The organism is Paenibacillus glucanolyticus (genome assembly GCF_037333485.1).
Taxonomy (GTDB): domain Bacteria; phylum Bacillota; class Bacilli; order Paenibacillales; family Paenibacillaceae; genus Paenibacillus_AQ; species Paenibacillus_AQ glucanolyticus.
This window is the reverse complement of record NZ_CP147845.1, coordinates 950,113-969,797: the sequence shown is the minus strand read 5'-3', so window position 1 is coordinate 969,797 and position 19,685 is coordinate 950,113. Positions and strand designations below refer to the sequence as shown.

The following is a 19,685-nucleotide window of genomic DNA, read 5'->3' as shown; positions in this document are numbered from 1 at the left end:
CTCATTTCATATGATGATAGATTCCATTATAATCCTTTTTGATCATGATAAGGGAATACAGGTCAATTAATTTTTTGTAGGAGACGGAGAAGTCATGATGCTGATAGATCATTGACTTTTCAATGAAACGTCCCTGATCCTGCTTGGGAAAATAGATGGAAATCCCTTTGGCCTTCGGATGCTCGGGTGTCTTCATATGATAGATAACGGCATCCTCTATCGCTTCCTGAATGGTATGGGTTTCTTGCATACAACCAAAGCTGCGGCCGAAATGACCGGATAAATCGACCAGATCCACCATATCTGTTTCCTCCGCATAATCTTCGCAACGGGTTCTGTCATGTCTCATGAGATCAAACGAATCCTCACTGGCAATACGCTCCAACAATACTTGGCTCCACGCCTCCAGGGCGTGAACAATCCGCTCTGCCTTATCCAGCCGGATGACCCCTTGCTGCAAATCCTGCAGCTCGCCATGTTCCCTGGAATGGAGCCGATAGCTGTTCACGATAATCTCCCCCAGTTTGGGAGCGGTCAACGCAGGCATTTGGCGCAGCGATTCAATAATCGTCTTGTAATCCCAGCCGTTATGATTCGTATAATCAACGGAAGCCACCAAATACTCCGCATAATGCCTGAGCGCATATACAATTTCCAGCCCGGCCATATTGCAGGCATCAAAGCCTATGATTCGGAATGTCGTCTGCGTAACTTGATAGGCTCGCTGCAAAGCATTTTGCAGAGTGACAAGTTTCATTTTATGATTCCCGTGAAGCTCATCACCGCCAAATCCGTCAATGGGGCCAAGTCCGTGTCCCCATAAAATCAGAACATAGTTCTCTGCCGGATACTGCTGAATGCCCCAGGTTATAAAATCGCCGAGGGTTTCTGCCATATCCATGTTCGCATTCCCCGTTTCCTGCAGCAGCTGCAAATGACCGCATTGTACCAGCCAACGGCACTTGCGATCCGAGGGAATGAAATCCAGTCCCCATTTCTTGGCTCCTCCGGTTTCCAGCACGATATGTATACCCCAGGAAGAGCCAACCTCCATCATCTCCCTGATATCACCGCTTGCCATCTCATAGTTGGTTTCCAGATCGGAGCCCACCATATAGATCAGCACGGTGTAACGGGCCTTTAATTTGGGAAACAACCTTGTATGCATGGCAGAGAGCATAGCCGAAGGGTTACTGATTATGCCCCGCTTCTTGATACTTGGATGCTTGCATGTCGTATAACTCTGCATATACGCCTCCACGTTTCATCAGAGTAAGATGATCTCCGGTTTCCAGCACGTTTCCTTCTTGAAGAAGAACGATATGATCCGCTAATCTTGCCGTGCTCAAACGGTGCGAAATAATAACGACCGTCTTGTTCTGCCCTAATTGCTTCAGTCGTCTCATGACTTCGTGCTCCATATACGGGTCCAGAGCCGAGGTGGGCTCGTCAAATACTAAGACTTGCGCGGATTGATCTCTCATATAAGCGCGCGCCATCGCAACGCGCTGCCATTGGCCGCCGGACAGCGGAGTACCGCCAAAAAAGCGTCCGAGCTCCGTCTCGTAGCCTTGCGGCAGCTTGGCAGCAATTCCGTCAGCTCCCCCAAGCACGGCTGACCTCATCACAGCGTCCATATCCTTGTAATGCTCCATATCTCCTACTGCAATGTTGGTATTCATCGTTGCTTCATAGCGGACAAAGTCTTGAAATACGGCTGTTGCGTTGGAACGGAATGCGTCCATATCATAAGCTTCCAGGGGCATGCCATTGTAATAGATCGAACCGCTGTCTGCGTGCAGCATCCGAAGCAGCAATTTAACCAGTGTGCTTTTCCCGGCCCCATTGTCGCCGACAAGCACAGTAACCTTGCCGTGGGGTAACGTTAAATGATCGATGTTTAGAATTTCCCGCTGACCTTTATACGAGAATTTTACCTGTTCCAGTACAAAGCCCTGATGAATGCGTGCCGGGACCGGCAAGCTCCCGGATGTTTTCGGACTCTGGAATGACAAGAACTCCGCCATATTGCGGAGATTGACCATCTCGCGCGCCCCGATAGCAAATACAGCGAATAACTCGTTAATCCCTTCCCTGAGCTGGTACAGTGCTCCGATGAATAATAACAGTGCTCCAACAGCAATTCCTCCGGATGATGCCTGGCTTACAATAAATAGAAGCACCATGCCGCTGACGGCAGCTTCAGCGACTCCCCAGCCCATATTGTGGAGTGTCCATTTTCTTTGATCACCGGACAGCATCTTTATCAGTTCATGGGAAGCATCCTTGTATTTCTTCTTGAAGAATGAAGTGAGACCATACATTTTCACCTCGTTTGCCAATTCGTGACTGAGAGGAATGCTCATGTAATATTCGGATCGGCGCCTCAATTCCTGAACCTCGGCCCTGCCCTCAAACGTAACGTTGTTCAGCTTGGCCTCTGCAAAAACTCTGGGAAGTGCCATAATTACAAACAAGACAGGGGCTAATGGAAAGACCGTCCATATCAGGATGGTTCCACCAATGATTTGAACAAGACCGCCAAATGTATTGGAGGTCATATCCAGCCATAACTCCGTAACATAATCGTTGTGGCGTATCACTTTGATTTTGTTATAGAAGTTTTGATCATCAAACGGAGCGATATCCTCGAACTCATTTGCCTTTTCCATCAGGAGTTCATCGATGTGCTTCTGAATCTGAACGGTGAGTAATTTCTTGTTCATCTCCACGATCGGCTCCAGCACTTCAACCAGAATGGTAAGAATCACAAACAGCACGACCATCCAGAAGAACAGACCCCGTTCGGAAAAGGCGCTGTAATCCCGTATCAAACCATCGATGACCATGGCGCTTAACCACACAAGAAGCGGACCCAGCGTAGACTCCATTAATCTGACCGACAGCACAAAGATAGCCCGCCGCGGATTAGCGCGGTACATCAGCTTAATTCCCCACCAAGCGTAGCTAGCTGTCTTTTTCAGCTCCGGCATGTTCAAATGCTTCAGCCTGAATTTTGTACATTTTTGCATACTCGCCACCCAGTTCCATTAACTGATTATGAGTTCCTTCTTCTATGATTCTCCCATCCTGCAACACAAGAATTCGAGAAGCCATCCTCACCGTACTGAAGCGATGGGAAATGAGCAGCACGGATTTGCCCTCCGCCAGCTTGCGGAAGCTGTTAAATAGCTCGTATTCGGCCCTTACATCAAGGGAAGCTGTGGGTTCATCCAGGATGATGAAGTCCGCATCGCGATACATCGATCTGGCAATGGCAAGCCGCTGCCATTGACCGCCCGACAAATCCTCGCCTCCCCATTCAGGTCCTAATAACGTATCATAGGCATTCGGCAAATCCTGAATGAATGATTGGGCTTGTGCGAGTGTCACAGCTTCATCCATCTTCTTCAAGTCCTGCTGATCCACATTCGCAATCGCTACATTCTCTCTAACCGTCAACCCGTATTTGCCGTAATCCTGGAATACAACCGAAATGCGTTTGCGTAATTCCCCGATATCCAGCGTTCGGATATCACGCCCATTCATCCGGATAAAACCGCCCGTTAACTCATAGAATCTGCACAATAGCTTAACAATGGTTGTTTTCCCAGAACCATTGGCCCCCACTAACGCCACGCATTCGCCTGGAGCGATGGTGAAGCTGATTCCATTCAATATGTATTCCCTGTCCGGACGTTCCTGTTCAGTGTCTTCAGACTCTTCTCCGGCCCCATCCTCCATATAGACGTCATACGAGTTATCGTCCATGTCTTCATCGAAGTCAGGCTCATCTTCGTCCGTGTCATCTTCGTCCTCGTCTTCATTTGCTTCCGCATCCTGTTCATATTTAAAAACGACGTTGTTAAACTCAATGGTCATCGGACTACCATACACATCTTTCACCGGATTCGGATCTTGATGGATATCGGGTTCCGCCTCGATAAACAGACGGAAATCATGCCCCATACGCCAAAGCTCAAGCGCATTTACGCCATCGTTGCTGGTCTCCCGCAGTTCCTTCGATAGTTGGAAGATGGCTAGCAGGTAAAGCGCGATATCCCCCATCGAAACCGAGCCGCTGCTGATTTGATTCACGATCCAAAAATACCCGAGTCCGGCCACTCCCCCGGATAACAATCCTGTCAGGACCGAGCCGCGGACAAACCTTTTTTGCAGGTGCTCAAAACGAAGGAACAATCGTTCAAACTTCTTACGATAAAGCTGCAAAAAAAACGGACCCAGCCCAAACAGCCGAATCTCCTTGGCGGCGCGGCGCCCGAGCAGCTGTTCGCGAGCGTAATTCATACGGCGGCGATCTTCAGTGGACGATTTATCATATTCCCAATCCATCTCGGCATACCGATTCTGCTTGAGGGCGTGGGGAATTGTGCTGAGCAGAAGCACGATCGCTAACATCAAGGACAAATTCCCAACCAGCACAACAATGCTGATAAGGGACACAAGACCCGTCATGAAGCTTGCGCTTAATGCAATGATCTGGGCAGGCAGCCAGTTGGCCGAATCCTGCAGCGCCTCCAGACGGTTGCGGTACTTCTTCTGATCGTACAGTTTCATACCCGGGACCTTCTCCCAAGCGTCCAGAAGAAGCAGATTGATGGCGAGCATGGAGCGTTCGGCCAGGATTTTGGATATCCATTTCTGCACAGACAACAATAACACCATGAATACCATGGAAATGGCATACGCCCATGCCCAGATCATGCTGATTCGCCCGTTTCCAACCGTAACATGATCAATGATTTGCTTGGAAGCAAGCAGTTGAAGTGCAGGGATTAGTCCTTGCACAAACATGGCTGCAAAAAGAAGCACGACCAATAACGGTCCTGATCTCCATATCATGCTCCCTATCAGTCGAATCGTCCTCATCTGGGAGATGGCCTCTTGCCACCTGCTCTGCCACCCATGTTGCCCCTTGGCTTGCTCTTGCCACATTTTCATATCAGACACCTGTCATGAAGCTATGATTCTTAATTTCTTTAAACTGTTGAAGCTCGCCAACGATTTCAATATCGGCCAGCCATCTTGGACTGCGCGGCTTTGCCCTTTCCAGGACGGCTGCCTTGCCCTTGCTCATTTCCCTGAGCCAAATTTCCATGGAGATGACCATACGTAAATATTGATAGGACATTCCCAGATCATTATTCGTGTCCGACACCCGAATCAATGTTCCAAGCAGGTGCTCCCAAAATTTATGCTTGTTAATCACCTCAAGCTGATGAAGCAGGACCTCCTCTGAGCGGTCAAATAGCTGCAGCAGATTACTGCGTTCATTGAGCAAGCTCTTTCTTGCCATATGCGCATAGGACGTTTTGGTGACCCGATTATGCAAATAGGTCGGCAAAATATCTGTAAATGCCTTTCTTATCAGCATTTTGGTTCCATAATAATTATCCACTTCGCCTCTAAGCACATCATAATGCTGCTCTGTCGGCACCGAGAAGGAGAGTTCCATCATTCTGCGATCAAAAAAAGGATGCATGCTCTGCATGGATACCCCAACCGCGTCCAAATAACTGGCCCTGGGCCAGGTGTAGTCATAGTGGTACCTTTTCCCCCAATATTTGAAGGGCTTACTCTGTTTATATCGCATATAATCATCGCGTTGAGCGCTGCGTTCCCTGGCCATATGGGCTTGCGTAAAATACTCCGGCATTTCATATTCGGAGTCTGACCAAGCCAATTTGTAATACATCCTGTCGTTAACAACCGGAATAAACGGGGCTAATCCGTAAGCGGCTCCCAGTTGAATTGCCTTTCCCAGCTTATGATCAGACCAGGCCCACAGCGTATGGAGCATCTCCTTCCATTTCCGCTGCCTGATCAACGAATCGAGCACATACTCTTCGCCGGTAAATAAAAAATCCCCGCCTTCACCCGTCAACCCGGCGTCCGTTCCGAATTCGTTGGCAATGGCGGTGTACATTTCATTAATTAACACGTTAGCCCGCGGATCAGGCCCGTCCAGAAACCACAGAGGATCCCGTCCTAATTCGGCATTCGGCATCTTCAACGTGTTATCTCCAAGAATGATGATGGAGGGCATCTGTAAATCCTGAAACAATCTCCGCACAAGATCCATGTCATTGCTCTGTACCATATCCTCACCGGAAAAGGAAATATTCACGCCTAAAACCCGCTCCTTATGCCCACCCGCAATGGCTGCGGCAAGCACAGCTGCGGAGTCCAATCCACCGCTAACCTCCACAATTGATGTTGAATGATGCAAACGATCGCCCACAGCCTCTATCATGGCATTCCGGAACATGGGAGCTGCGTCCTGTTGAATATTTTCCAAGTTGAGCAGGTTGTGCATTCCCCAATATGTGTTCAAAGTCCATCTTCCGTTGTTCCATCTTGCAATCGTTGCCGCGGGTATCTTGCAGATTCCCTTAAAGAACGTATTCGCTTCGAAATTATTCTCGCCGACAGCATATTGGGAGCTTAAGTACAGCAGGCAACGTTCGTAGTCTATATCAAACGGGATATGGTGAACATGGAGCAGTGCTCTGAGGTCGCTTGAGACAAACAATTCCTGCTCAGGACTAATCCAGTAATAGATAGGCCTTGATCCATAAACATCACTGCCGATGCATAACGTCTCTCGTTCCCGGTCCCATACGGATAATGTAAAATCCCCCGAGCTGGATTGCATCATTCCTTCCGGATGCTGGTTAAAGGTCTGCAGCAGCTGATGTCTTGTGCCCATAGGCATATGGTCTCCCCATATCTGACCGCACTGTGCATGCTTCAGCCATCCATCGAGCACACAGGCGGCCCCCAAACCCTCTTCATGAGTCTTTCTTCCATGCCTCTCATACCGATACTGAAACTCCGCCATCCTCACCGGTCCGTCACAGCCTGATGCATAGGTGGTCATCGTGTCTTTGAGCCATTCGGCTAAATTGCTCGTCCACTGACTCCATGCCGCATCGTTTCCAGAACACATCGCTATCCATATTTTCATATAACGGAAGCGGCCCACCTTTCTGCTTCATCTTTCAATTTCAGCACTCGAATGATTTGCAGATCCCCATATTTGTTTTGCGGGTCTATCATGCTGCCGTCAGGCAGCTTCACCCAGGCATGGGCAAACAATTTCTCATCTATTTTCTTCACCCCGATGTGCAGCTCAGCCTGAATACCCGAACAGAACAATATCGCTTGCGCCGTGGCAGCCACGGACACGCAAGTCGCTACGACTTGGTCCTCTTCATCCAGGGTAATCAAATACCGCCCCAGCTCATCAAGCCTCTTCGAGGAGACGGACACTTCCTTGCGGCGAATGGCATTCTCAAAAAAAGGAAACAACTGCACAGCAAGCTGTCGATAGGATTGCAAGAAATCGCCGTCTTTGAGAGCACTGCGGATCAGGGAGTGAATGACCAAGGCGTATAATTTATCGTCTGATTTTCTTCGGAAGTTCATCATGTGTCTACCACAACCAAACGTTTTGCCGTCAGCTCCTCCAAGGATTGGGTTAATAGAGAATTCAGCTCGTCTTCCGCTTGATCATAAATCGTCTTCCATTTTTCCAGAATGGCGGAAGTCGTGACCGGACCTTGCGACAGCTCATTCCATAGCGCCATTGCCGCTCCCTCCAATCCGAAGTATTTCCCTTGATTCATATCCAAAAGAACAACCTCTTGGTCATGTACCGTCGTATAAACCTCTTCTTTTTGACTTATCATCATAAGGAACTCACCTCAACAAGCTTTAAATTAGACAATGAGAGAGTGAACGTCACTCTCTCATTGTTTTCAAACCTTATCCTTTTTTCACGCCAAGGCCGTTCTTTCCATCACCTGGCTTGTTCTTCTTGGCAAGCGTCAGATTCATAAAAGTGCCGTATTCTTTGATTTGACCAGCTTGAAGTTTCATGAGTCTTTCCTCCTTTCCTAATCTATTCATAAAGTGAAGTTTACAATTATTAGAATAACAAACCATTCTATTATTTCTAATCCGTGAGTTTTAATCGTGGAATCCAACCGGATTGACCAGGTCGAGCATGGACATTATGCTAAAAACCCCCTAAATAAAATTCAGGGGGATAAGACCTAATATATTGAAAGCGGAATAGAATTGGGATCGGATTTCGTCAAACAACAGCAGTCCTTTTTTGTTGGCAACTTGCGCAGCTTCCCTGCGATTTTTGACCTGAAGCTTGCGGTTGATGCTTGTCACATGGTTATCAATCGTTTTTTCTTCAATATTCAGAATACGATGAATTTCAGACGTTGTCTTTCCTTGATAGACGTAACACAGAATTTTTCTTTCTTGCGGGGTAAGAAGTTTGCTCCATAGTTCTTTTCTCTGTCGTTGGAATTCCCTTCGGATCGCTTGTGCCGATGTATGGTGAATGCCCAATGTATTCGCATGCGCTTCTCTGATGAGTTTCGTTATTGCACGACTGCAAACAGCCGATTTGACAACATAATTCACAGCTCCGTGCAGATAGGCATCCCAGATAACGCGATCTTCCTCCACCGAGGACAGCACAATTATTTTAATGTTATCATTAATATCGATAATGCTATCGATTGCTTTGAGCACTTCCATATCATTATCAGCATTCATGTTTATAACAATGACTTCCACTTCCAAGCACTTGATCATCTGCAGTTCGATCTCATTCCCGGAAAGAACGCCGATCAGTACAATATCCCTCGATTGTTCAATTGTAAGTTTTATGCCATCGATCCACTCGGGATCATCTTCGATAAGCAGGGTTCGTATCTTCATGATGGTTCACCTCTTCTAATTTATATGATTTTGAAATTCGATAGCGACACTCTCAATATATAAAATAATTTCCATGTAAGTATATATTTGTAATTCTCATTTCATCATAACATCAATATGACATGTCATCAATCCATTCCGGACAATCGGCGCTCTGACCGTCTCCCCCATCGGCATTGACTCTCCTAGCTTTTCTCCCTATCCGGCAGGTCATTCTAGAGATAAAAACAACAAAAAGGCACCTTCCTTCAAAAAGGAAAGTGCCTTTGATTCTATTATAAGGTGGTATTAACAACCTCTACTTCTGGCTTGCCGCAATGGCTTGCTCCAGATCATAAAGAATATCGTCAATGGATTCGGTTCCGATGGACAGACGCAGCAGTTCCGGATTCACGCCCGCTGTCAGCTGCTCGTCTTCGGTCAGCTGTTGGTGCGTGGTGCTGGCCGGATGAATAATAAGAGACTTGGAGTCGCCAACGTTGGCAAGGTGGGAGAACAGCTTCACATTCTCGATCACCTTCTGCCCTGCTTCAGCTCCACCCTTGATACCGAAGGTCAGAATGGCGCCTTGGCCCTTTGGCAGGTACTTCTGCGCCAGCTCGTATGACGGATGACTCGGCAGCCCTGCATAGCTCACCCATTCCACCGCCTCGTGACTCTCCAAATACTTGGCAACCTTCAGCGCATTCTCGCTATGCCGCTCAACGCGAAGATGCAGTGTTTCCAAACCTTGCAGCAGCAGCCAGGAATTAAATGGGGAGAGGGATGCGCCGATATCCCGCAGCAGCTGGACACGCGCTTTAATAATATAAGCGATCGGGCCTACGGCCTCCGTATACACAACGCCATGATAGCTTGGGTCCGGCTCCGTAAGCCCAGGGAACTTGTCGTTTGCCGTCCAATCGAATTTACCGCTATCAACAATAACCCCGCCGATGGAAGTACCGTGACCGCCAATAAATTTGGTGGCCGAATGAACAACGATATCCGCTCCAAATTCAATCGGACGCAGCAAGTACGGGCTTGGGAAGGTATTATCCACAATCAGCGGAATACCGTTCTCGTGCGCAATGGCAGCCACGGCTTCCACGTCCAGCACGTTTCCTTGCGGATTGCCAATCGTTTCTGCAAACAATGCCTTGGTCTTGCCATTGATGGCCTTACGGAAATTCTCCGGATCCGTGGAATCCACAAAGTGCACCTTGATGCCCAGCTTCGCCAGCGTATTGGAAAATAAATTATATGTGCCGCCATACAAACTGGAGGAGGAAACAATTTCATCACCGGCACCCGCTATGTTCAGAACAGAGAACGTAATCGCTGCCTGCCCGGAAGATGTCGCCAGTGCACCGGCACCGCCTTCAAGCGCCGCAATCCGCTTCTCAAACACGTCCGTGGTCGGGTTCATAATACGTGTGTAAATATTGCCGAATTCTTTTAGTGCGAACAGATTAGCCGCATGCTCACTGTCTTTAAACCCGTAGGAAGTCGTCTGATACAGAGGCACAGCACGTGATAAGGTGGTCGGATCAAGCTCCTGACCGGCATGAACCGCTAAGGTTTCAATGGAAAATTGGCGTTCTTCTGACATGGGTGTTTCCTCCCTTTTCTTCATATGGAAAGTATTATGAATTCATAATTGCTCCCATTCTCTCATACTTTCCATCGTTTGAAAAGAGTGATAACCAACTAATTTCATCGGAATATAATAAATTATTTCGATCACCTATGTGGGCTTCCATCATTCCTTCTCTTTCTTATAGACCTTGCCCCATCCGTATCCTGCCTCGGGAGACGTATCTTCCGGCATGCCGGGCAGAATCAGACCGCCGTCGATACGGAGATTAATCCCGGTAATATAGGATGCCGCATCCGAACACAGCCAAGCGATTGCTTCACCGATATCGGATGGCGTACCTAACCGTCCCAGAGGGATTTTGTTACCCAGCGGCTCATCCTCTGCCGACTGTCCCGGCTTATGGACAGTCGCGCCCGGAGCGACGCAGTTGACGCGGATGCCGTGCGGCGCCCACTCCAGCGCCAGCGATTGCGCCGCACGTATGAGCGCTGCCTTCATGCCGCCGTAGATGCTGTCCTTGGGGTAGGCCCTCTCCCCGCGGGAAGAGGTAATGAAAATAACATTCCCCGGGATCTCCTGTGCCATCATTTCCCTGACAGCATATTTGCTGAGCAGCATCGGCGCTCTAAAATCAAGATGAACGGTCATGTCCAGCGCATCCTCCTCAAGCTCCGTCAGCTCGTCATAAATGCCGATCCCCGCATTGTTCACCAGCAGATCAATCCGGCCAAACTCTTCAACCGTCTTGCGGATCGTGTTCTCCGCTTCACTGCGGACGGTGAGGTCGCTTTGAATAATGAGCGGCTCCTTGCCATAGATGTGGCCGATATCCTCTGCTACGTCCAAGATGCCGTCTTTGCTTGAATTGTATGTCATCGCCAGCCGGTAACCTTTCTCAGCCAGTACCTTGGCAATCCCTCTTCCGATTCCTGCACCTGCTCCTGTAACTAACGCCACCTTCTCCAAGCCTTGATTACCTACGGTTCCCATCACGTTCTCTCCCTTCAGATTTCATCCTCTCATGCCACGGTGGCTTGCCGTGGATTAAACAATGATGCTCATCCTGCCTAACCTTCCTTACCCTGTTCTGCGAGGGATGATTGCTTTTCCGAGATAAAATCCGAATGAAGAGCCATTCCATTCCCTGAATAGTTGATCATGATTCCCGTACAGTAGTGCTATTTGCACGCATTGAAGAGTTGCTCCCCGAAGTCAAGGGGTCGATCAAGAAGCGTATAACACCAACATGTCCTTTCAGGAAGAACAGCTGCATTACATTACGCAAGGATGGCTTTGGCCTTCCTCCATGGTTGCCTCATGACACTATACTGAAGGCACCGGGACCATAAAGCGTCCAAATGAATTGTCGCTGATGGATGAAACGCAAAAAAATCATCGCCCTTTTTGGGCGATGATTCTCCAAGATCCGAGCTGCAGTCAGCCGCGTCTGGCTAAAGCGTTCATATGTAGGAAAAAAGTGTCCTCCAGCGTCGGTGCCTTCTCCATAAACTCAGCACCCGGCTGCTTTTTCCCCATCAGCCTGACTCTCATGTTAGTTTCCGTCATTTGAAAGTGAATTAACAGTTCCTGCGGGATCCGTTCGAAGGCCTCAAGATCAACCTCTCCCTCCCAGACGCTGGAGGCAACATTCAGCTTCCATTGGCTCGGGGAACCAATATATCGAATGCGCCCGCGATGAACCCAAATCACCGTATCTGCTGCCTCTTCCCATTCATTCAACTCGTGGGCAGCAACGATGACCATTCGGCCGCGCGCATATTTAGTAAGATAGGTGATAAGGAATTTGCGCTCCTCTGCATCCATGCCGTTCAGGGGTTCATCCAGGAACAGAAAGGACGGCGAAGCAATAAGCGCCTGTACGACGGCAATCCGCCGCTGTACTCCTTGCGATAGATTCTTGACCTTACTCTTGCGAACAGGCTCCAGCCTAAAGTCCAGCATCAGCCGGTCGATGGCTTCCGGGTTATAGATGCCTTTCAATTCCGCCATATAGGTCAGCAGCTTGCCGACCTTCATATCCCCGTACAGCTCGATATCAGCCGGAACATAACCAATTTGGCTCCGGATGAGCGGAAGATGGTCTCCTGCCTTGCGCCCACTATACAGAATTTCACCTGCGTCGGGAGCTTGCAGCGTGGCCAACAGCTCGATCAGCGTTGTTTTTCCCGCGCCGTTCGCTCCGACAATCAGGTTCAAGCCGGAATGAATCTCCGCTTTCTCGATTTCAAGCCGATACGTTCCGGCCTGACGTTCCAGTCCTTCTACCCTAATCATTAGCGGTTCTCCAGGCTCCGTTCAATTTCAGACTGCGGCCGTAGGAGGAGACAAGCAGGATCAATCCGATAACAAGCAGGGTCATATCCGTCAGCATTTTACCGCCCATCGATACCCCGTGATCGATAATCTGGCCCTGGATGACAATCCACATGCCGTAGACCAATACGGCAGAGATCAGCGATACCACCATCCCTTTGCGAAAGAGCATATACATCGCAGCACCACCCGTCACCAATAGAATCCCCATCCACTCCAGAATAAAGGGTCCGAATAAAAAGTGAGAGGTCTCCGCCTGGATGGATCGAAGCCCGAGGGCAAGCGTGCTCAGCAGCGCCATTCCGATGACAATGCCGGTCACAAGCAGCAGCCGGGTATACAGAACAAGTGCCGGCGGGTATGGGGTTAGCGTCTCTACAGCTCTCATCCCTTTATCCCAGGTTCGGCTGCTGAACAGCATGGATACGATCAACAGCAGGGGCGTGATTAATGGAAAAATGCCGCCAGGCAATCCGGCAAACTGATCCAACGGGTATTCCGGGTCAATCAGCAGGACGAGCATGCAGAATACCGCCCCGGCTGTGAGCAGGATGGATCTTTGATTCAAACGAATCTGGCTCCGTAGGATCTGTTTCAATGAGGGCGGGTCCACCTGTGGATTAAAATCCAGCTTGGGGGACTCGGGCTCAATCTTGAGCTGATTGAACTCTCCCTGAAGGGACGCAATGAGTTGGGCCGTCTCATCCGGTGACGGCGATGGAAGGGCAGCTCGTCTAAGGGGACCCCGCAGCTCGTCTTCAAGTCTTCTCAATTCGTTATCGAATGGATGATCCATGGAGATACACCTCACTTTCTTTTACTTTGCACTGCGAATCTGACTCTTCCGATTTGGAGCGGCTCCTGACCTGTTCTTGAGGACTTTTCTCCCGTGTCCGCTGGCGCGGATTCACGGGTACCAAATCGGAATGCTCCATGGACAACGTTTTCTTTAACTTTCTTAAACCGTTATATAGATGTGTTTTTACCGTACTTAAGGGGAGGTCAACCAGGTCTGCGATTTCCTGCAGCTTCAGATCATGAAAGAATCGAAGGGATATGACTTCCTGTTGTATATCGGGCAGGCTCTCCAGCGATGCGGCTATCTCCAGTGATGTCTCCTGCCTCTCCACAAGCTCCTCGGCACCGGGTGCAGGATCGTATGCATCAGGCATCTCCTCGCCTGCAAGCCCCTCAGACCTGTACGATGCGCTCTTCCAGTAATCCTTGCACATATTCAGGGCGACGCGGTATAACCAGGAGCGAACATGTTCCAGTGTCCCGTGCTGGTTCAGATGCCGTATGAGCCGGATAAAGGTTTCTTGAACGATATCTTGAGCCTTCTGCCTGTCAACAAGCCGCTGGGTTGTATAACTGAGCAGAGGTCCATGGTACCTGGTCACCAACATTTCGAATGCTTCCTGGTCGCCGGCCGCCATGCGTTCGGTCAGCTGCTGATCAGAAATCATGCCTTCCCCCCCTTTCTATATGCATTTCTAATCTTCCCATTTTATCTATTTCTCAATTATAACCGACCGTGTGCATGTGCATAGTCGTCATTATTTGACATTCATCATGGCATCCCACTTTTGCTGCCACTCCTGGTATGTGATCGGTTTCTCCGGGTCCAGGAATTTGTTCCGCTCGGTATCGGGCAGCCGCACCCCTTGTTGGTAAAAATGCACCAGCAGTTCTTTGACCTGGTGCCCTCTGCCCTCTTCCAATGCCCTTCTGACTTGCTTGGCCATGCTGATGCCGATTTTGTTCTGAGGGTCGCTGCCGTCCCCGTTTTTGAACAGCAGCTGCTGTACCGAACGCAAATTGAGATACGCCGATCTTAATTCCTTATCGCTGAGCCCTTTCTCTTCAATGTAATACACGTACCAGAACAGACTGCTGATCTTTCCGCGCACATCTCTCTCTGGATGTTCATAATAATTATAAATGGCACCCTGGTTGCCAAACAGAATGGAATTCATCCACTCGCCTGACAGATTGCTGATGTTATACGTGTATTGGTGAGAGGAGAGAATCAACGAATGGTCTACCCGAGGATATCTAAATCCTTGGCCCAGATACAAAATCTTGTCCACGCTGCCTTTAAACTCGGGTACCCATTTGGCAAAATAGTCGTATTTTTTCTTCAGATCACGCAGCATCAATTTTGATGTTTTCTCCAGATACGGGGTTGTCACAACCATGATCGGAAATTGATTCAAGCGAATCTCCCTCCAGAACTTGCCTCCGTACAGGGAAACATTCTGTTCGGTCCCCTGGACCTCAAACCGCTGATAGCCCGGCCTTCGTTCCAGCTCCTTCATCCCCGTATACAAGGGAACCGGGTAACCTTCCACCTCCAGCCGCATATCGCCGAAAGAATAACGCATGACGCCGTATTCCCCGCCAAGATACATTTCGGTTGGCCGATTGTTTTCCTCCGGATTCTTCAAGTACACATTCTGATGCCCGGGCAGCGGGTACCAGGCCATATGTCCCTCCAGCTTAACTTCGGGTCCCACACTATAGGCGGCAAATTCTTCGCTGGAGTATCCGGGCATAAAATCCATAACATGACCTCTGTATGTCAGCTCTGCTTGAATGTCGTTTCCATTCGCAACGCCCGCCATACTTACCGAAATCCGCTCTCCTTGTCTGCGATATGGAGCGTCCACTCCCTGGAGCTGGACACGGTCCAGCTTGAACATCCGGTTCAGGGTCAGCGGAAGCTGCTTCTTACCCGATACTTCATCAGAGAGTGGTATATTCAGCCTCGCCGTAACCAGAAGTTCATCATTCGGCAGTCGTTTCAGTTTGATATCGTAGGAGGAAACCCTGTAAATCGATCCGATTTCCGTATCATTAACATAGGAAACCGAAGGGTCCTCCAGCCTGTTATCAATTTGGGCATATCGTTCCGACCAGATCGTACTGTAAGGTACCGCGGCAATCGCTGTTAACACAAAAGCGCCGAGCACGGCAACCCAACCTGCCCTCAAGAGCATCGTTGGACGCCTGCGGTTTAACAAGAACAAACACACGGTAAGCAGCATGAGGGTGAAAGCCAGCACGAACCACCGGGCCAGCTGTATATCCTCGGTTAACAAGCCGTATCCCCAATTCTCATACTCATACCGGTTGGACTGCAGAAAAAATTGATTGAGATGGAACACTTGAGCCGGAAGCCATTTCAGTTCGCTGATGATATAAATCTCCATGAAAAAAGTTCCAAACATCCATGCACAGAAACCGATCAAATAAACAATCCGATTCGGAATGCTCGCTCCGAGAAGCATCGCGAGCGCCAGAGTTACCATATAGGAAACTTCATACTGCACGGCAATTTGCATCGTGTGCATGATCGCAATTTCACTGGCAATGCCTTTGCTAACCGACAGGATGTAGAATATAACCGACGTGGACAGCGTGAACAGGGAAAAGTACAGCAGGCTCACCACGTATTTCGATGACAACAATGTAAAGAAGGGTACTGGCAAGCTGTGATTCCATTCGAAGGATCGGCGGCTGATGTCTCTGCGGATGGACAAAATGCCGATCAGCATAGCCGGGCCCAGCGTCATCGTATGGCCCAGCATATGGAAGGAATACGCAGCCGTGTACAGATTATGGTCTGCCCCGTTGCCGCTGGCCGCTTGCAGCATCATGACGATAAACAAAACGGCATAGATGATTGGCATTGAGGCAAACAGAGGATTGCCAAACAGGAGCCGAAGTTCCAGGAGGCTGTGCCTCCACCATTTATGCATGGCGATCCCTCCGCAGCAAGGCCAGATAACCGTCTTCTAAAGAAGGATCAGCCGCAAACGCCCCTTCAACCGGCGCAGTTGGACTGATAAAGCGGCACAAGATGCCTTCCGGAACCGTTCGGGTGGACACAACGGACATGGGATCAATCAAGGCAAATTCGTCCGGGCTCATCACGGCTTCCCATACTTGCCCTTGACCGCAGGCCTGTAGTTCAGCCAGGCTCCCTGTCATGACCAGCCTCCCCTTGTTCATAACGGCGATACGCCGGCAGTTGCTCTCGATGTCGGCTACGATATGGGTTGACAGCAGCACGGTCCGGTTGATGCTAAACCGAGTCAGCACGTTACGAAACCGGACACGCTCCTGAGGATCAAGCCCGGATGTCGGCTCGTCAACGATCAGAACGTCCGGGGATCCTAATAGCGCTTGGGCAATGCCCAGCCGCTGCTTCATTCCTCCGGAGTATGTGCGCACTTTCTTGTCGGCCTTCTCTTGGAGATTCACCATCTCAAGCAGCCTGGAGATTTCCTTCAGCCTTGCGTTTCGATCGGTAATCCCCTTCATAGCGGCAACATAATCCAGATAATCCCTGCCAGTCAACTGCGGGTAAATATGAAAGTGCTGCGGCAAATAACCGATCATCTGCCGAATCTCCTCAGGCCGTCCAAGCGATATCCCGTTCATTCTTACCTGCCCGGAGGTTGGAGACAATAAGGTCGACAGGATACGCATCAGCGTTGTTTTGCCAGCGCCATTGGGTCCCAGCAGACCGGTCATGCCTTTATCAAATTGTAGAGAAACATCCAAGAGCGCCCATGCGCCCTTGCGATAGGTTTTGGATAGATGTTCAATGGTAATCATTCTAGAATCCTTTCACCATTTACGATTATGGGATAAGCCCGCGCGGTTTACGTTAATTGGAACGAACCGCCTTCTCAAAAAGTTTGAATTTTTACCGTTCTAAAGCCAATTTATTTATAAGGTGCAAAAAAGCCCGTGATCCTAAAAACGGATTGCGGGCATAATCTAATGGGTTCTGATCTTATCAGTATAACATGCAGCGGCAATGTTCATCCGCATTCCTTCAAGGCGTAAATATTTCACGTCCCAAATGATTAACGGGATCGATCATTCATGTGCTGTTTGCGTTACCGGTGCGCTTCATACTGGTTCGCGCGGGTTATAGCCTGAATCGTCTGGATATCTTGCGGCGACAGCTTCTCCACAGTACCTGCAGCAATATTATGCAGCAGCTGTTCAAGCGAGCTTGCGCCGGGAATCGTGCAGGCAACGGCGGCATGGCTTAACGCATAGCGAATGGCCGTATGAGTCAGATCCGCGCCATTTCCATACTCTTCAAGTCTCTTCAGAATGTCCAGCAGCTCATTTTTGCTGTAGTCCAGGTAACCCTTCTCTGCCTTGGATTGGCCCCGATCCGACAAGATCCCCCGGGCAACCGGACCCCGCGCAATGGCGGAAATCCCATTCTCCGCCAGCAGATCGAGCACCTCCTCCTCCGGTCTCCGGTCCAGGATGCTGTATTGGCTCATGACACTGACGATATTGGATTTACTCACATATTCACGGATGACATTCGGACGGATGGACGAAATCCCGTAATAGCGAATCCATCCTTCCCGCTTCAGCTCTTCAAAAGCTTCGATCGTCTCTTCCACCGGATCATCCAGCGTTCCTCCATGGAGCTGATACAGATCGATATAATCCGTACCCAGCCTGCGAAGACTGTCCTTGACGGCGGATTTTATGTAATCTTTGGAGGGGTCCCATACCCAGCCATCCTGACCTTCAACACGCCGGTTGCCTACTTTGGTAGCGATAATGACATCCTCTCTCCGGCCTTGAACGGCTTTGCCGACCAGTTCTTCATTACGACCCTTATCGTACAAATCCGCCGTGTCCAAGAAATTCACGCCCTGATCAAGCGCTTCATGAATCAGCTTCACCGCTTGTCCTTCATCCGTTCCCAATGACATGCAGCCCAGCCCAATTTCGCTTACATACAATTCTGAAGATCCCAGCTGATTGGTTCTCATGTTCGATATCCTCCTCTTATTTATGATGAATAAGGTTCTACCCCTTTACTTACCCTAAAATATCGATCCAGATCTTGAACGCCGTTACCGCAATGAGAATCGCCAAGGCATATCGCAGCAGACGAACATTCAGCCTGCGGCTGATCATGGCGCCGATAGGCGCACCCAGCAGGCTCCCCACAACGGCAAACAGGGAAGGCCAGAACGGAATGCCGCCTGAAACGATTTTGCCAATAACACCGCCGACCGCAGACAGAAATACGATAGCAAGTGAGGATGCAATGGTGATCCGAGTCGGTATTTTTAGAACCGTGAGCATAATGGGGATGAGGATAAAAGCGCCTCCGGCACCAACGATCCCGGCAATGCCTCCGACTATGAACGCGGCTCCCATTGCAATCCCTGAATGATAGGTAACCTCGCTCACCGACCTCTGTTCCATGGACGCCCGTGTCGGCACAATCATTAATAACACAGCGATAACCGCCAGGAAACCGTAAACGACGTTGATCGTTCCGCTGGTCATCAGCATCGATGACAGGCTCCCGATCAGACTGCCTACCAGCGTGCTGGCCCCCATCTGAATAACCAATGGCTTGTGAACGTATGACTCACTTCCGCGCGAACTCATCCGGTTGGTTATCATGCCTGACAATGAGGCGAAAAATACCTGAAGCATGCTAATGGATGCCACTTCCTTGGAAGTGAAAGCCTCCAATCCAAACCAGGAGGGAACATACAGCAGCAATGGGAAATTAATGATAGCCCCGCCAATACCCAGCAGCCCAGAGAAAAAGGAACCAATGATACCTATAAAGATCATGACTACAAGCTGCACTATCAAGGTGATCGATCTCCGTTTCATTTGATATCGTTTTACGGGCACATTGCTATTGAATGTACCTCGTTGTTGATTTATAATAAAACCCAAGTATTTATATCGGAAATCAGGGAGGTGTGTGGCGATCATGTTAAACAAGCTGAAATTTCTCTTCCAGGACCGATGTCCTGACTGCGAGCAGAAGCTGATCTCCAAGCAGGAAGACATGGCTACGATCAAGCATTGCCCGGATCACCACTACACCGAGGAAATATATAATCAGTTGGGCGTTACAATTGTTTATCATCCCAGTAAAGACAACAGTTAAATCAGCCTAAACCCGGCACAAACCATCCCAATCGCTCATACCGTC

General features: G+C 49.4%; 17 protein-coding genes and 1 pseudogene. 2 read left to right on the top strand and 16 right to left on the bottom strand.

Features of this window, described 5'->3' with window-relative positions:
- Position 1: 1 nt before the first annotated feature.
- From WDY75_RS04505 to WDY75_RS04465, 9 genes are all read right to left on the bottom strand, one after another.
- The gene (locus WDY75_RS04505) at positions 2 to 1,249 is read right to left on the bottom strand and encodes a clostripain-related cysteine peptidase (RefSeq protein WP_063477787.1); all 1,248 of its coding nucleotides are present in this window, start codon (positions 1,247 to 1,249) and stop codon (positions 2 to 4) included.
- Positions 1,191 to 2,993, bottom strand: a complete 1,803-nt coding sequence (locus WDY75_RS04500) for an ABC transporter ATP-binding protein (RefSeq protein WP_063477788.1) — start codon at positions 2,991 to 2,993, stop codon at positions 1,191 to 1,193. Before WDY75_RS04500 ends, WDY75_RS04505 begins: the two co-directional genes overlap by 59 nt.
- Entirely contained in the window at positions 2,968 to 4,962 is a 1,995-nt protein-coding gene (locus WDY75_RS04495; protein ID WP_082834249.1) for an ABC transporter ATP-binding protein, read from the bottom strand. The genes WDY75_RS04500 and WDY75_RS04495 overlap by 26 nt, the downstream gene beginning before the upstream one ends.
- A gap of 1 nt (position 4,963) precedes the next feature.
- On the bottom strand, positions 4,964 to 6,988 hold the full coding sequence (locus tag WDY75_RS04490) for an asparagine synthase-related protein (RefSeq protein ID WP_063477789.1): 2,025 nt from the start codon (positions 6,986 to 6,988) through the stop codon (positions 4,964 to 4,966).
- Complete coding sequence (locus WDY75_RS04485; RefSeq protein WP_006212739.1) at positions 6,985 to 7,452, bottom strand: lasso peptide biosynthesis B2 protein; 468 nt, start codon at positions 7,450 to 7,452, stop codon at positions 6,985 to 6,987. The genes WDY75_RS04490 and WDY75_RS04485 overlap by 4 nt, the downstream gene beginning before the upstream one ends.
- The gene (locus WDY75_RS04480; protein ID WP_006212740.1) at positions 7,449 to 7,715 is read right to left on the bottom strand and encodes a PqqD family protein; all 267 of its coding nucleotides are present in this window, start codon (positions 7,713 to 7,715) and stop codon (positions 7,449 to 7,451) included. Before WDY75_RS04480 ends, WDY75_RS04485 begins: the two co-directional genes overlap by 4 nt.
- A gap of 337 nt (positions 7,716 to 8,052) precedes the next feature.
- The gene (locus WDY75_RS04475; RefSeq protein WP_006212742.1) at positions 8,053 to 8,763 is read right to left on the bottom strand and encodes a response regulator transcription factor; all 711 of its coding nucleotides are present in this window, start codon (positions 8,761 to 8,763) and stop codon (positions 8,053 to 8,055) included.
- Between the two features lie 298 nt (positions 8,764 to 9,061).
- Positions 9,062 to 10,354, bottom strand: a complete 1,293-nt coding sequence (locus tag WDY75_RS04470) for a homocysteine synthase (protein WP_063477790.1) — start codon at positions 10,352 to 10,354, stop codon at positions 9,062 to 9,064.
- Between the two features lie 150 nt (positions 10,355 to 10,504).
- Positions 10,505 to 11,332 carry an SDR family NAD(P)-dependent oxidoreductase gene (locus tag WDY75_RS04465; protein WP_063477791.1) on the bottom strand — a complete coding sequence of 276 codons (828 nt, stop codon included), beginning with the start codon at positions 11,330 to 11,332 and terminating at the stop codon, positions 10,505 to 10,507.
- A 256-nt stretch (positions 11,333 to 11,588) separates the two neighbouring features.
- Between WDY75_RS04465 and WDY75_RS04460 the strand changes: the two genes are divergently transcribed.
- Positions 11,589 to 11,663: a DUF3949 domain-containing protein gene (locus WDY75_RS04460; RefSeq protein WP_231888096.1), complete on the top strand. Its 75-nt coding sequence runs from the start codon at positions 11,589 to 11,591 to the stop codon at positions 11,661 to 11,663.
- A gap of 116 nt (positions 11,664 to 11,779) precedes the next feature.
- Here WDY75_RS04460 and WDY75_RS04455 read toward each other — a convergent pair whose 3' ends face one another.
- The 7 genes and pseudogenes from WDY75_RS04455 to WDY75_RS04425 all read right to left on the bottom strand — a co-directional run bounded on the left by WDY75_RS04455 (position 11,780) and on the right by WDY75_RS04425 (position 19,336).
- Positions 11,780 to 12,637, bottom strand: coding sequence for an ABC transporter ATP-binding protein (locus WDY75_RS04455; protein WP_006212745.1), 858 nt, complete (start codon positions 12,635 to 12,637; stop codon positions 11,780 to 11,782).
- On the bottom strand, positions 12,630 to 13,472 hold the full coding sequence (locus WDY75_RS04450; protein ID WP_006212746.1) for a hypothetical protein: 843 nt from the start codon (positions 13,470 to 13,472) through the stop codon (positions 12,630 to 12,632). The genes WDY75_RS04455 and WDY75_RS04450 overlap by 8 nt, the downstream gene beginning before the upstream one ends.
- Complete coding sequence (locus tag WDY75_RS04445; protein WP_036643512.1) at positions 13,453 to 14,142, bottom strand: RNA polymerase sigma factor; 690 nt, start codon at positions 14,140 to 14,142, stop codon at positions 13,453 to 13,455. Before WDY75_RS04445 ends, WDY75_RS04450 begins: the two co-directional genes overlap by 20 nt.
- A 90-nt stretch (positions 14,143 to 14,232) precedes the next feature.
- Positions 14,233 to 16,437, bottom strand: a complete 2,205-nt coding sequence (locus WDY75_RS04440) for an ABC transporter permease (RefSeq protein WP_063477792.1) — start codon at positions 16,435 to 16,437, stop codon at positions 14,233 to 14,235.
- Complete coding sequence (locus tag WDY75_RS04435; RefSeq protein ID WP_006212749.1) at positions 16,430 to 17,299, bottom strand: ABC transporter ATP-binding protein; 870 nt, start codon at positions 17,297 to 17,299, stop codon at positions 16,430 to 16,432. Before WDY75_RS04435 ends, WDY75_RS04440 begins: the two co-directional genes overlap by 8 nt.
- Positions 17,300 to 17,679: 380 nt before the next feature.
- A pseudogene (locus WDY75_RS04430) lies at positions 17,680 to 18,432 on the bottom strand (aldo/keto reductase); the annotation flags it as partial.
- A gap of 109 nt (positions 18,433 to 18,541) precedes the next feature.
- Positions 18,542 to 19,336, bottom strand: a complete 795-nt coding sequence (locus tag WDY75_RS04425; protein WP_006212751.1) for a sulfite exporter TauE/SafE family protein — start codon at positions 19,334 to 19,336, stop codon at positions 18,542 to 18,544.
- Positions 19,337 to 19,460: 124 nt separating this feature from the next.
- Here WDY75_RS04425 and WDY75_RS04420 point away from each other — a divergent pair, with 124 nt between their 5' ends.
- Positions 19,461 to 19,640 (top strand): hypothetical protein, encoded by a 180-nt coding sequence (locus WDY75_RS04420; protein WP_006212752.1) that lies wholly within the window; start codon positions 19,461 to 19,463, stop codon positions 19,638 to 19,640.
- Positions 19,641 to 19,685: the final 45 nt, after the last annotated feature.